The sequence below is a fragment of the Treponema sp. TIM-1 genome (assembly GCF_046533115.1).
GTDB lineage: Bacteria > Spirochaetota > Spirochaetia > Treponematales > Breznakiellaceae > JAIRMO01.
Genome location: NZ_JAJQRC010000002.1, coordinates 106,884 through 120,265, shown reverse-complemented (window position 1 = coordinate 120,265; position 13,382 = coordinate 106,884). Strand labels below are relative to the sequence as shown.

The 13,382-nt window shown below is 55.6% G+C and carries 12 protein-coding genes and 1 pseudogene; 5 read left to right on the top strand and 8 right to left on the bottom strand.

What is annotated here, in order from left to right; translation table 11 throughout:
• Nucleotides 1–180 precede the first annotated feature (180 nt).
• On the top strand, nt 181–363 hold the full coding sequence (locus LQZ21_RS02030) for a hypothetical protein (RefSeq protein ID WP_411042574.1): 183 nt from the start codon (nt 181–183) through the stop codon (nt 361–363).
• 43 nt (nt 364–406) lie between these two features.
• Here LQZ21_RS02030 and LQZ21_RS02025 read toward each other — a convergent pair.
• The 6 genes and pseudogenes from LQZ21_RS02025 to LQZ21_RS02000 all read right to left on the bottom strand — a co-directional run.
• Nucleotides 407–610, bottom strand: a pseudogene (locus tag LQZ21_RS02025) (septal ring lytic transglycosylase RlpA family protein); the annotation flags it as partial.
• Nucleotides 611–876: 266 nt separating this feature from the next.
• Nucleotides 877–2,262 (bottom strand): RlpA-like double-psi beta-barrel domain-containing protein, encoded by a 1,386-nt coding sequence (locus tag LQZ21_RS02020; protein ID WP_411042474.1) that lies wholly within the window; start codon nt 2,260–2,262, stop codon nt 877–879.
• A 420-nt stretch (nt 2,263–2,682) separates the two neighbouring features.
• Complete coding sequence (locus tag LQZ21_RS02015; RefSeq protein ID WP_411042473.1) at nt 2,683–3,390, bottom strand: CbiQ family ECF transporter T component; 708 nt, start codon at nt 3,388–3,390, stop codon at nt 2,683–2,685.
• A complete protein-coding gene (locus LQZ21_RS02010) occupies nt 3,378–4,136 on the bottom strand; it encodes an energy-coupling factor ABC transporter ATP-binding protein (protein ID WP_411042472.1) in 759 nt (252 codons plus the stop codon). Before LQZ21_RS02010 ends, LQZ21_RS02015 begins: the two co-directional genes overlap by 13 nt.
• A complete protein-coding gene (locus tag LQZ21_RS02005; RefSeq protein ID WP_411042471.1) occupies nt 4,129–4,710 on the bottom strand; it encodes a biotin transporter BioY in 582 nt (193 codons plus the stop codon). The genes LQZ21_RS02010 and LQZ21_RS02005 overlap by 8 nt, the downstream gene beginning before the upstream one ends.
• A gap of 12 nt (nt 4,711–4,722) precedes the next feature.
• Nucleotides 4,723–5,742 carry a biotin--[acetyl-CoA-carboxylase] ligase gene (locus LQZ21_RS02000; RefSeq protein ID WP_411042470.1) on the bottom strand — a complete coding sequence of 340 codons (1,020 nt, stop codon included), beginning with the start codon at nt 5,740–5,742 and terminating at the stop codon, nt 4,723–4,725.
• A gap of 256 nt (nt 5,743–5,998) precedes the next feature.
• Here LQZ21_RS02000 and LQZ21_RS01995 point away from each other — a divergent pair, with 256 nt between their 5' ends.
• Genes LQZ21_RS01995 through LQZ21_RS01980 form a run of 4 tightly spaced genes read left to right on the top strand, consistent with a single transcriptional unit; the run spans nt 5,999 to nt 10,808 of the window.
• On the top strand, nt 5,999–7,219 hold the full coding sequence (locus LQZ21_RS01995) for a galactokinase (protein WP_411042469.1): 1,221 nt from the start codon (nt 5,999–6,001) through the stop codon (nt 7,217–7,219).
• A gap of 6 nt (nt 7,220–7,225) precedes the next feature.
• Nucleotides 7,226–8,011 (top strand): 5'/3'-nucleotidase SurE, encoded by a 786-nt coding sequence (gene surE, locus LQZ21_RS01990; RefSeq protein WP_411042468.1) that lies wholly within the window; start codon nt 7,226–7,228, stop codon nt 8,009–8,011.
• Nucleotides 8,012–8,016: 5 nt separating this feature from the next.
• Nucleotides 8,017–8,697: a tetratricopeptide repeat protein gene (locus LQZ21_RS01985; protein WP_411042467.1), complete on the top strand. Its 681-nt coding sequence runs from the start codon at nt 8,017–8,019 to the stop codon at nt 8,695–8,697.
• On the top strand, nt 8,694–10,808 hold the full coding sequence (locus LQZ21_RS01980; RefSeq protein WP_411042466.1) for a 6-bladed beta-propeller: 2,115 nt from the start codon (nt 8,694–8,696) through the stop codon (nt 10,806–10,808). The genes LQZ21_RS01985 and LQZ21_RS01980 overlap by 4 nt, the downstream gene beginning before the upstream one ends.
• Before the next feature lie 42 nt (nt 10,809–10,850).
• Here LQZ21_RS01980 and thiI read toward each other — a convergent pair whose 3' ends face one another.
• Nucleotides 10,851–12,038: a tRNA uracil 4-sulfurtransferase ThiI gene (gene thiI / locus LQZ21_RS01975; RefSeq protein ID WP_411042465.1), complete on the bottom strand. Its 1,188-nt coding sequence runs from the start codon at nt 12,036–12,038 to the stop codon at nt 10,851–10,853.
• A 9-nt stretch (nt 12,039–12,047) separates the two neighbouring features.
• Nucleotides 12,048–13,202: a cysteine desulfurase family protein gene (locus LQZ21_RS01970; protein ID WP_411042464.1), complete on the bottom strand. Its 1,155-nt coding sequence runs from the start codon at nt 13,200–13,202 to the stop codon at nt 12,048–12,050.
• Nucleotides 13,203–13,382: the final 180 nt, after the last annotated feature.

Here is a 13,382-nt window from a genome sequence, read left to right as displayed (position 1 = left end):
CAATCACCGCCGGTGCCGGGGCAACGACCGCCGGCGCAGGAGCAACGACCGATGGTGCCGGGGCAACGAGCCCGGGTCCTATCGGTGAACCGGCCTCAGGACTGTAAGGCTGGAGACCATAAATATGAATAGTAGTTTGACTTACCATACCGGAGCTTTCACCGGCCGGTCGAGGAGCTGGTGCCGCTACGGGTTCCGGCGCGGGCGCAGGCTCGGGTTCAGGAGCAGGGGGGGGTGGAGCCGGGGGCGGAGCTGCCGCTACTACCGGTGGAGGTGGCGGAGGCGGTTCTGGAGCCGGGGCTTCTGCCGGTACGGGTTCGGAACTTCTTCGCCGAGCTAATACCTCAATACGTACCGGCGTGACCCCTTGGGGATTCATTCCCAAATTATCCGCCGCCGCCTTAGATATATCAATGATCCGATCCGCTGATTCGGGAATTCGATTATCAACAGTTACGATTACTTGTCGATCATTGTCCAGATTAGTTACCCGCACCCGAGTCCCAAAGGGAAGATTTAAATGGGAAGCATTTAATCCCTTTGATTCGGTTTCGTACCAAGTACCTCCTCCTTCTTGGGTCTGCGAAAATCCCAGTATGATAAAAACCATACCCCACAGACAAGATAATATTATCTTTTTCAATTTATATTGCCTCCCCAATTTTCTTAAAATACCAAATTCACAACCCAAAAAAAGAGAACTTGTTACAAGTATAACAATTCCCTACATCTTGAACAAGGGTTTTATCCAAATTTCCCTTGAACCAAAAATCAAAAAATATTTTCTATCCCGATCTGTTGAAACAACCTCAATATTCCCAACGACCGAAGTTTTTGGGAATATCGTCGATATAATATTTACCATACCTCATAGGCTTACGACTCTTCTCGAATAAAAACCTGTATAAAACCTGCGGCTCCTACCCGTCGAATTATGGCTTCGACATCCGCAGCCCGTATTCCGGTAAGGACTACCCGGCAATAACCGCCATAGAGTTCATACGCGGGATCAAACCCCACTTCCCGCAGGCGGAAAACCGCCTCCCGGGCATTTAGTTCATTGGAGAAAGCCCCTACCTGCAACCGATATATTTTGCCGCTTCGCGGATCGGGCATCCGGGGCGTGACTTGGACGACTGTCGGGGCGGTGGGACTTCTCACCGGAGGAACCCTCAAAGGCTCCGGTGTTATCAATCCGGTAGGGCCAGGGTCCGTATAGGCCGGCGTCATATAGGTTGGGCTTACGGTTAGGGGCTCTGGGGCTATGGGAGTGGCAACCATCGGTTCCGCAGTCACCATCGGCGATACTAATGGAGGACTCATGATCGGCTCTGTTGTGATCGGCCCAGCCACTACCGGCTCCGATATTACCGGGGGGGAAAGAACCGGCGGGGACAATATGGGCTCCGCCACTACCGGCGGAGTCAGTACCGGTTCGGCCAATACCGGGGGAGTCAGGACCGGTTCAGCCAATACCGGCGGGGTCAATATCGGTTCCGCCAGCACCGGCGGGGCCAGGACCGGAGGTACCACCACCGGGGGAACCACTACCGGAGCTATTATCGAAGGCTGCATAATCATAGGTTGGGGAGCAACCACTACCGGCTCCGGGGATCTCAGCACCGGCTCCGGCTGGAACGGTATGGGAACCGGCACTTCTTGCGCCGTGGCCACCGGTTCCGGCATCATCGGCACCTGCCTGCCTCCGGACGAGGTAAGGGACGGAGCCGGGGTCAGGGAAGCACTCCCCTCATTTTGAGAATAACCAGGCATTCCGTTAAAGGTGATAATAGTCTGATTCACCATACCGGGATTACCCTGGGAGGGATCCGACTTTACCTCTATTCCCACCGTTTGGGGGGGAGTAGGGGAGGAAGCCGGCTGGTTTACCGTTGGTTCCGGAGGGGGGACGACAGCTATTTCCGTCGGCACCGGTGTATCGGTCTGCCGACGGGCCAGTACCTCAAGCCGTACCGGGGTAGTACCCCGGGGATTCATTCCCAAATTATCCGCCGCTGCCCTGGATATATCAACAATCCGGTTTGGCGTATCGGCAATTCGGTTGTCAATGGTTACAATAACCTGCCGATCGTTTTGCAGATTAGTTATCCGTACCCGGGTCCCAAAGGGAAGATTCGAATGGGAAGCGGATAATCCCTTTGATTCGGTATCATACCAGGTTCCTCTTCCTTCCTGAGTTTGGGCAAATCCCAGCATGATAAAAAACATACCCCACAGACAAGATGTGATGAGTCTTTTCATTGTATCCCGCCTCCCCGGTTTTTCCGGTTAAAAATACCAAATTACTGGTGGCAGTTCCGAAATCCGATGGTCCGGCAGGGCCATAATTTTAGAACTGCAACTTATAAAACGCGGTTTCGTAAGACGTTCGCCTGAAACCGCAAGCGCCGGTAACAAAATAATCGATTTTAGAACCAGCGCACCTATACCGGTTTTAAACTCGGTTGTTTTTGGAACCGGCTTTAGGAAAAGCGGTCTAAATTCCGTTTTTCCTTATAAAATTTTAAAAAACCCTGGCTATTTAAAACGTATGGTCCCCAGGATCCATAGGATTCTATAACAACCGTTTGTCTTATTTTAATACGCTGTATCCGTTTGATCAAGGCTTCTATGGATTTTTTATAGAAAGGATTTCAAAATCCGGTAATCCGGCGGAAATAGCTAAAGGGATACTCCTCGGACTTCCAGGGCCCGGGCAGTTTTCCCGGCCCGTTCCATCATTCCCTCGCTTAAGACGGGGATAAGGACTATTATCCGAGATATCCCCTTTTTTCCTGCCCGGGCCGCATAGGCTTTGGAGGCGGTCTCCCATATTTCAAAAAATTGAGGCAGGAACCCCAATAAAAGAGCGATTCCCAAACTAAGCCGGGGCCGTTCCAGCCGATATCGCAGCCGGCAGGCCCAGTCTTGGCGTAAGGGTTTTAACAGGGCCAGGAGGGGGTACCGCAGGATCCCTTCGGCTCTGCGGATAGACTCCCGGAATTCCGTCATGGTGGTTACTTTAAAAAGGAGGGAAGCCGCGGCAAAAGAAACCAGGATGGTCGCGGCAAAGCGGCAGCCTGCGGTAAATCCCGAAACATTAAATGCCGGGGGAAAGAAGCTCCAGGACCTAAAGGCGAGGACTAAAAGCGTCATGATTAAGAGATACCGGGCCCCCCGGAACAATTCCCAGGGTTTTATCCCCGCTGAAAGGGTCCCGAAAAAGAGGAGCAGGCTCCCCCCACAGAGGCCGGGAAAGCCGAAAAAAAAGGCGGAAAAGGACAAGGAGAGGAAGAGGAGGAGCTTGAGTCCCGCAGGCAGGCGATGGAGAAGGCTTGAACCGGGACAATAGGCATAGGGAATGGAATCCCGGGGATTTAATCGAGCCATGTACAATCCTCCACCCGGGCATATGAAAACCGGGGATCCCGGACCCCGTAGGTATCCTGGAGCCGGTTGAGGACCTCCTCGGGGGGGCCGTCATCCCGGATAAGTCCCTGGGTTAGGATAATGAGCCTGTCCGCAAAGGCCAGAACCTTTTCCAGCTCATGGGTCAGGATGATCAGGGTTTTACCGGCCTGTTTTAAGTCCCGGATGACCCGGAGTACCTGGACAACCCCCGGCCAATCCAGGTTGGCAAAGGGCTCATCCAGGATCATCGTTTCACAGCCCATGGCCAAAACCCCCGCCACCACCAGCCTCCGTTTTTCTCCCCCGGAAAGCCGGCGGGGAGGGTAATCCCCTTTATCCGCAAGCCCCACCGCGGTCAAGGCCGCCTCTACCCGACGCCGAATTTCTTCCTTAAAAAAGCCCAGGTTTTTGGGGCCAAAGCCGACATCTTCCACTACGGTCTCCCCGATGATTTGGGCATCGGTGTCTTGAAAAACCAACCCTGCCTCGCGCCGCAGGACAGCCTCGGTATCATCCAGGGGGAGGCCCTGAAATCGGATTTCCCCCTCGGTGGGATCCGTTAAACCCAGGAGCATCTCCGCGAGGAGCGTTTTGCCGGAACCGTTGGCCCCGGCGATGATCACGCATTCCCCGGTATAGAGGTCCAGGTCGATACCGGAGATGCCCCGGTTTCCGTTGGGAAAGACCTTAACCAGATTTTTTACCGAAAAAAGGGGGTTAGCCATCCATCTGTTCCACCGCGACCCGGCGCAGCCGGGGAGCGATAAGTACCGCCGCGATCCCCTTGAGGGTATCCCCGATAATGAAGGGAATAAACCCCGCGGCCAGGGCCGTACCCCAATCCGTGTCCAGGACAACTTTAAGCCGGATAACCCCGGGGACATACACCACGAGGAATCCCGCCAGGACCGCCAGGATGATCCGCAGGAGGGGTACCCGCCGGTTTCCCCGGGGCCGGCCCGCAATAAACCCCGCGCTTAGGGCCGCGAAGAGGTAGCCCAGGAGGAACCCCCCGGTGGGGCCGAAAAAGTGGGCGAACCCCCCGACGGCGCCGGAAAATACCGGAACCCCCAGGGCGCCGGCGAGAAGAAAGAGGGCTGTCGCCGCCCCTCCCAGGAGGGGCCCCAGGATGAGCCCCGAGAGGAGGGCGAACAAATTCTGCAGCGTCACGGGTACCGGGGAAAAGGGCAGGGGAATTGAGATAAAGGCCCCCGCCGCGATCAGGGCCGCAAAGAGGGCCGCCATGGTGGTTTGGGCAATGGCCCTTCGTTTTGCCCTAAGGGCGATTTTGGTTTCCATATTAATTACTCCTTAAAAAAAACGGTTTTCCTCGATAAAATAAAGTGAGGATGAAGCCGGGGATATCCGTATGATTCCCGAGGGGTTTTTTACTATTCCCCTGCCTGAGGAGTCGATTCCCCAAAACCTACCCCGCCCTCGGCTCTCCCCCGGGGCGGGACCCGTCCGGGGAATATCCCGGCGGGCATGGTCCCCGGGGATGATCAGGACCTCTCCTCCTCGTCCCAGGGCGTTTTGATTCCATTGTTTTGTTACTTCCTCCCGAGTGGGGGCTGATTTTTGTATTCTTTCCAGGTTTTCCAGAAATCGAACCAGTACGGCCTTCCTGGAGAGGGGGTGTCCTAAGAGGTCCAAACAACTCACCGATTCCGGGGTAGAAATACGGTTGTTAATATTAAGCCCTATCCCCAGGTTAAGCCAGGAGACGAAGTCCCCTTCTCCGTGAAATTCCGAAAGGATCCCCCCTATTTTTTTGTCCCCGACATATACATCATTGGGCCAGCGGAGACGGGCCTCCTTTCCGCATAGGGCGCCGAGGGTTTTCGCGGCGGCAATATGGACTGCCATGGTGTGGAGCGAATATTCCCTCACGGTACAGCCGGGCCGGATCAGGAGGGTAAAAAACAGGCCCCCGGGGGTGGATATCCAATTTCGCCCGTTTCTGCCCCGGCCCGCGGTCTGGGTCTCCGCGGTGATCACCATACCCGAAGGACTTTTCCCTTGGGCCAGTTCTTTCGCCCGGTTCATGGTGCTGTCGGTGCTGACCCAGTGGCGGAAGAATTTTTCCCGGTCCCCGAATTCCCATGGGTAGAGAAAGTCCTGTTCCTCATCGGCCAGCAGGTATCCGCCATCATCCACGATGATGGAATACCCCGCTTTTTTCAGGGCCTGTACCGCCTTCCAGACCGCTACCCGGGAAACCTCCAGTTCTTTTGCCAGGATTTCCCCGGAGATCCGGGTATGCCGGTTCCCCCGGAGCCTTTCCAGGAGATAAGCCTTGGTAGAAATAGGTTTATCAATATCGTTAACCATATAAAAAATAAGGTTAACGAAAAAATTTTCCTCCGTCAATACCGGGGATCCCTTCTCCTTTTTATCTTCCCTGTGATAAAATATGGTGTAAGAGAACCGTAACAATATGAAATTAGAAGGTTTTTTGTTGAATAAACCGTAATTTTCTTGTATCATCAAAGTTAGAGATTTACGACGGTTTGTTTGGGTTCTTAAAACCGGCAGGTAACAAAGCGGATCGGGAAGCTCTCAATTTTTACTACAAGGGGTTATGAAAATGTTGGACATCGGTGCCCTTCACCGTACAGAATACGAGTTAGACGCCGACCGATCCGAATCTGTTGTTATTGCCGAAGCTCCCGGACGAATTCATTATTTAGGGGAACATGGCGAGCCAAAGGCCGGATTGTACCTTTCTTCCGCGATTGACCGGCATATGCGGGTTGCCGTGAGCCTGCGTAAGGATAATTCCCTCCGTTTTTATGCCGCCGACCTGGGAGAGCGGAAACGCACCACCTTAATGAACCTTAAATACAAAAGGGAAGATCGTTGGGCAAATTACGTCAAGGTTGCCGTTCATGTATTTGCCGAATTGGGGTATCCGGTAAAGGGTCTTAATTTTACCCTCTCGGGAAACATTCCCCAACAGGTGGGTATGGCCTCATCGTCGGCCATAGAAGTCGCCGCCGCGGTGGCGCTGCGGGGTTTTTTTTCCGTTAATATCAATGATAAGGAACTTTTAAACCGGCTTGTCCTTGCTAAAGGGGTTTTTTTCGGAAAAAACATCAGTGCCGTGGATTATCTTATTGCCCTTTCCGCTAAAAAGGATCATTTTCTTGTGGTGGATGAGGTTACCCGGGAGGTAAAACGAATAAAATCTCCCCTGGCCAAAAACAAGATCCTCATCATGGATTCCCGGGTCCGTATGGGAGTAGAGGATGAAATCAAACAGCGGCGGCAGGACATACGGAAGGGGCTTGATATCCTCTCCCAGAAACGACATGGGGTGAGTTTTCGGGATTACGCCGCCGAGGATTTGATGGATTCCATGGGGGATTTACCCGAGGAAATCCGGCGGCGCTGTCTGCATATAATCCAGGAACTCCAGCGGGTCAACGACGCGGAACGGATCCTAAAAAAAGCGGATTTTCCCGCGTTAACCAAGCTGATATTCCATTCCCATGAAAGCCTTCGGGATCTATACGAAGTTTCCTGTCCCGAGATAGACTGGCTGGTAAAGCGGGCCCAGGAAATTGAGGGGGTGTTGGGTTCCCGGATGACCGGACAGGGTTTTGGCGGGTGTACGTATACCTTCCTCAAGGAAGAAGCCATTGCCGAATATCAACGGCGGCTTGAAGATTATGAACGGATCTTTGGGTTTCATCCTCTGCTGTACAATGTCCGTCCCGCCGCGGCGGCCCGGCTTTTACCTGGAGGGGGACCCATACACAAAAACCCGTCTTTGGACGGGGGAACTTCTGGGAGGGGAGCGTCATAGGATTCCATGAATATACTACTAACCAACGATGACGGTATCGGTTGTGAGGGACTCCAAAGGCTTGCGGAGGGATTGCGCCGCGGAACCGGCCATAAGATCTATGTGCTTGCCCCGGATTCGGACCGTTCCGGGGTTTCCAATTCTATCTCTCTAAACCAATCCATCCGGATCAAGGCCCAGGGACCGGGCACCTGGGTGTGTACGGGAACCCCCGCGGATTGTGTTATGGCGGCATCTTTGGGATGCCTTCCCATTAAGCCGGAACTCCTCATTTCGGGGATCAACGCAGGGCCTAATCTTGGTACGGATATTGTCTATTCCGGTACCGCCGCAGCGGCCCGGCAGGGAGCCCTGCACCATATTCCCTCTATCGCCTTATCCCTGGCGGGACTTACCCCGCCACTGTATTGGGATGGGGCGGTTTCCTTCGCGGTTGCCCAGTTGGACGCGTTGATAGAGCTCTGGGAGGAGGATATCTTTATCAATGTGAATATCCCCAATACCCCCCAAGGGCCCGATGGTATGGCCATTACCTTTCCTACCCGCAGGCATTACCAGGATAAATTGGTTTCTTTTGATGCCCCCGATGGGTATACCTATTGTTTTATAAACTCAGGATTCATTGAAAATGAAAACGATCCGGGCTCCGATTGGGAGGTAGTTTCCCGGAACCTGGTGTCGGTAAGTCCGGTTTATCTTTATCCGGTGGTACTGGGGGATCGGGGTGCCGTCGTTCCTCCCCACAAAGCGGTAATAGCCAGCCTGGAAAAAAGCGGCACTCCGATGGGGTAAATGGGATGACAGGAACCCTTCAGGAAGGCATACGGTTATTTATCAATAAGCGCTGGGCTAAGGCCTTACAGGAGCTAAAAAAGGTAAAGACCGACGACTTTAGCGCCGAGGAAAACGCGGAGTTGGTCTATTATTTGGGACTCTGTTATACCAAACTTGAGCAATACGAAAATGCCCTATTGTACCTGGAACAGGTGGTAACCAACGGTTCCAATCCCCTCAGGGCCTATCAATGCCGGATGGCCCTGGCGTATATTTATGTGCGGACCGGGCGTTCCAAGATGGCGGAATTTGAGCTTAATCGCCTTATTTCAGGGGGATTTGAGTCGGTGCAGCTCTATACTACCCTGGCCTATGCGGCGTGGACGCAGAAAAATTACAAACAGGCGGTGGAGTTTTATGAAAAAGCCCTGGATTTGGATGAAAATAATACTACCGCTTTGAACGGCCTGGGGTTTATTTTGGTTGATACCGGTATGGATATTTTCCGGGGACTCCGGTTTTGCCGCAAAGCGGTGGACCGGAAGCCTCAGAATCCGGCATACCTTGATTCCCTGGGGTGGGCTTATTTTAAAAACGGTGAACCCCAGGAAGCCCGGATCTGGCTGCGCCGGGCCTTGGATTTAGCCCCCCGGGAACAGACAATAAAAACCCATATGCGTATGGTGGTGGGGGATACCCAATGAATGGAGCGGGTTCCGGGGACCCGGCCGGCCGGGATGGTGTTCCGGCGGGCGGGAAGCTTTTGCTGATTCCCGCGATCCTGGCCGGTTTTCTTTGGTTTTTTCCCGTCTCCCTTAACGCCCAGCAGAGCGATGCCCTGGGAGGGGCAGACCGTAGCGCCCTTAATGCCCGGGAAGAGTTTCGTCTGGGGGTGCAGGCCTATAACCGTTATGCCTTTAACGAGGGGATTCTTTCCTTTGAACGGGCCCTCGCCTTCCGGCCCGGGGAAGGGCTTATTCTGGACTGGTTAGGCCGGGCTTATTTCCGGTCGGGCCTTGAGGATACGGCCCTCCGGCAATGGCAGGCGGCGGCGGCGGCCTATGGGCCTTCCTCCGGGGACGGTCTTTTGGTAATGGGACGGATTGAAACCATACGGAACCGCCGCAGCCTCTTTCCCGCCATGGACGAGGATATCCGTTATGTGGAAGCGGGACGTTATCCTGGTACCTCCGATGATATTGTATTATACCGTCAACCCACCTCGATCCTGGCCCTGGAAGACGGTTCGGCATGGGTGGTGGCCTATGGGAGTAACGAACTGGTCCGGATTGACGTAAACGGTATGATCCGCCAGCGCCGCCGGGGTCCCCTGAACGGATTTGATCGGCCCTATGATTTGGTTCGGGGTCTTGACGGCAGGCTTTACCTTTCGGAATTCCGGGGAGGCAGGGTGAGTATCCTCAGCGCCGATGGGGAATGGCTGGCCTATATCGGCTCCAAGGGCCTGGGGGAGGGCCAGCTCATTGGTCCCCAGAATATGGCCATAGATGAGGAGGGTTACCTCTATGTGGTGGATTACGGAAACCGGCGGATCTCCAAATTTGATCCCGATGGGGAATTTATCCTGTCCTTTGGGGACCGGCGATCCGGGTTTCAGGGGCTCCTTTCCCCCACGGGTATAGCCGCCGGGGGGGAAAGGATCTTTATCGCCGACGGGGTGTCCCGGCGGATTTTTATCTTTGACCGGAATGGAAGCTATGGGGGTGTTTTAGTGGAAGAGGGGCTTTCCGGGCCCGAGAGCCTTCGGTTCCTTTCGGAACGGCAGCTTCTGCTGGCGGATACCAACCGGCTCCTCCTTATTGATATTGATTCCGCCCTGGTCCGCGAATTGGGGGTTCTGGGAAATTCCCGGGTGCGGATTGTGGGGGCGGAGCTTGACCGGAACGGTAATATCCTGGCGGCGAATTTCCAAGCCGGGGAAGTGGCGGTAATGACCCCCATCAACGAGATGGCCGCCGGTCTTTTTGTGCAGATAGATCGGGTGGTATCGGATAATTTTCCCGAAGTAACCGTGGAAGTACAGGTTCAGAACCGCCGGCGGCGGCCGGTGGTGGGCCTGAACGCGGGGAATTTCCTCCTCAGCGAGGAAGGCCGTGCGGTCAGCGAACAGAATTTTATCGGTGGCGCCTACCAGACCGAATCCAGCGATGTGGTGCTTCTGATGGAACGTTCCCCGGAAACAGCTTCCCGGGGAGCGGACTTGGCCGCGGCGATCCGGGATATCCTGGCCGGGGGCAGCCGGGTGGTTTCCCTGGTTTCCGCCGGGGAGCAGCCCCAGCGGGAAGGGCTTGCGGGGGCCTCCGCGGCGGTTTTTGCCGCCGCCGCCCGGGGGAATCCCGCTTCTTATACCGCCCGGTGGCGCTTTGATCGGGGCCTGCGGCTGGCCGCCACGGATCTCCTGCCGGGCTCGAAAAAGCGGGCGGTGGTATTTGTGGGCGTAGGAACCCTGGGGGAGCTTGCCTTTGATCAATACAGTCTTTCGGAGCTTGCCGCCTACCTTACCAATAACGGCATCCGGTTTTACGCGGTAACCGTGGGAGAAGAGCCTCCGGCAGAGGAACTCCGGTATCTTTGTGATCAAACCGGAGGCCAGGTATTGCCCCTCTACCGGCCTCAAGGCATAACGCCGGTCCTGGAGCGTTTGGGATCGGCTTCTTCCGGTTCATATACCCTGCGCTATCGGTCCCAGCTTCCCACGGATTTTGGGCGGGCCTACCTTTCGGTGGAAGCGGAGGTGTATCTTTTGGAACGATCCGGCCGGGATAAGATAGGATATTTTCCGCCCCTGGAATAAGGCATCCGGCGCTTTAGCCCTTGGGGAATACCCCGGCATGGCCTAACATAGCGGCTTCGGCCTTTCCTGGGGGAAGGAACATTTCTCCGTGATCCCTTCCCGGAGGGCCTCTTCCAACTTTTCTTCCAGGCCAAGCCCTTCATAGAGGCGGAGCGCTTCGTTCCGGTCCCCCCGAAGGATGGGATGGGGGGGGCTGAAAAGAACGCAGCAGTCTTCATAGGGAAGGATCGAAGTTTCATAGGTACCGATGGTCCCGGCGAGCCGGATGATTCCCTCCTTATCCATGCCGATAAGGGGCCGTAATATCGGGAGTTTTACCCGGTTTTCGGTACAGGCTATATTTTCTATGGTTTGGCTTGCCACTTGGGAGAGGCTTTCCCCGGTGATAAGGCATTGGCAGCGCCATTTTACCGCCAGCTTTTCCGCAACATCCATCATGGCCATCCTGAGGAGTATGGTATGCCATTCCGATGGGGCCCCCTCTTTTATCCGCATTTGAACCGTTGTAACGGGCAGGATGTGGAGCCGTATCCCCTGGGAATACCGGCCGACAATTTCCGCCAGTTTTATTACCTTAAGCCGGGCTTCTTCCGAGGTATAGGGGTAGGCGTGAAAATAAACCGCCTCGATCAACATCCCCCGGGAGGCCAAGAGGTAACCCGCTACCGGGGAATCTATACCTCCGGAGAGGAGTAGCAGCCCCCGGCCGGCGCTTCCCACGGGAAGTCCCCGCCGCCCCCGGCGGCCAAAACCGTATACATAGGCCTTTTCCCGAATCTCAACCTCAATAACTCCCTCGGGCCGGTGGACATCCACCCGCAGCCCCGGGACCGCCTCAAGAACCGCCTTACCCCCCTCACAGGCGATACCGTAGGAATCCAGGGGGAAACTCTTATCTGTCCGGCGGGCCTCAATTTTGAAGGATTGAAGCCCCCGCTCCCGGAGCTTTTGCCCCTCGTTTATACAGGAGCGGATCACCGCGGGCACGGTTTTTTCGCATACCCCGGTTTTGGCCCATCCGGTGATACCCATCAGATGATCCAGGGCGTCTTCAGCCTGTTTTTCTGTCCCTTCAGGGCTGTGGATGTAGAAGCGGCCGTTGGCGGTCTCCACCCGCGCCCCGGTTCCCCGGATCAGCGCTTCCAGATTCCGCCGGAGTATCCGTTCAAAGGCCCGGCGGTTTCCCCCTTTAAGGGTAAGTTCCCCCAATTTTAAAAGATAGGTGATCATCCTTTTATGTTACAGGGTTTTAAGGATTTCTCCTATGGCGTTGATCAGGGCTTCCACCTCTTCGGCGGTGGTGGACCAGCCCTGGGAGAACCGAATCCCTTCAAAGGCGGTTTTTTCATCCACCCCCATGGCGGCGAGGATCGGACGTTTGCCCGACGCCGAGGAACAGGCGGAGCCGGTAGAAACCGCAAACCCCGCGTCATCCAGGGTTCGGACCATCACTTCCCCGGGAATACCCTGAAAAGCGGCCTGGAGAATATAGGGGGAAAACCGGGGATCCCTATCCCCCCGATCCCGGGGGATGAGGGAACACCGGTCCATTCCCCGGAGGGTCCGGATCAGGGTTTCCCAGCGGCAAGCGGCGGCTTCATATTCCCCCTTCAGGGTATCCGGATTAAGCCGCCTTTCCAGGCAATCCGCCAGGGCCAGGGCTCCGGCGATGTTTTCCGTTCCCGGCCGTTTGCCCCCCTCCTGCCCCCCCCCGCGGTAGAGGGGTTCCAGGTCCTTCCGGCAGTAGAGCAGGCCTATCCCCCGGGGGCCCCCGAGTTTATGGGCGCTTACGGAGGCGGAATCCAGATCCAGGGCCGTAAGGTCCAGGGGGATCTTCCCCAGGGACTGGACCATGTCGCCGTGAACATGGACGGGGGCTCCCCCCCGGTTTCTGATTCGGTCTATCAGGCCGGAAAGGTCCATGACGGCCCCGGTTTCATTATTCACCCCCATAATCGCCGCCAAACGGGCCCCGGTATTTTTCTTCAGCGCCGCTTCCAGGGTTTCCGTAGTTACCCGGCCATCCTCACCTACGGCGATGGGGGCAACCCCTTTTCCCAGCCGCTCCAGGACCCGGCAGTTCTCACTTACCGAGGGATGTTCCACCGCGGAGTAGAGGATATCCCCCCGGTTTCGGAAGAGGGTGGAAAAGAGGACCAGGGCGTTGGATTCGGTTCCCCCGGAAGTAAAGAAGAGGTGCTTGGCCCGTACCCCCAGGGCGGCGGCACACCGGTTCCGGGCCTCCTCCAGGGCGTCCCGGGCCTCCCGGCCCTCACCATGACGGGAGGAGGGGTTCCCCAAGGGGACGTCCCCGGGGACAGGAATATCCGGCGGGGCGGTGGCGGCCCAGTCAAAGTAACGGCGTTTCCGCAGCCGGTTACGGCAGGTATCCATAGGGTAGGATCATAAAAAAAAAGCCGGGCCTTGTAAAGATTATCAGCCCATGTTACGCAGGAAGAATAGGATTAACCACGAACGACACGAACATCACGAACTTTTGCTTCGATAATATGGTTATATGGTTAAATTTCATCGCGGTTTATGTAAAAAATCATTGGACAATACATACGAAAA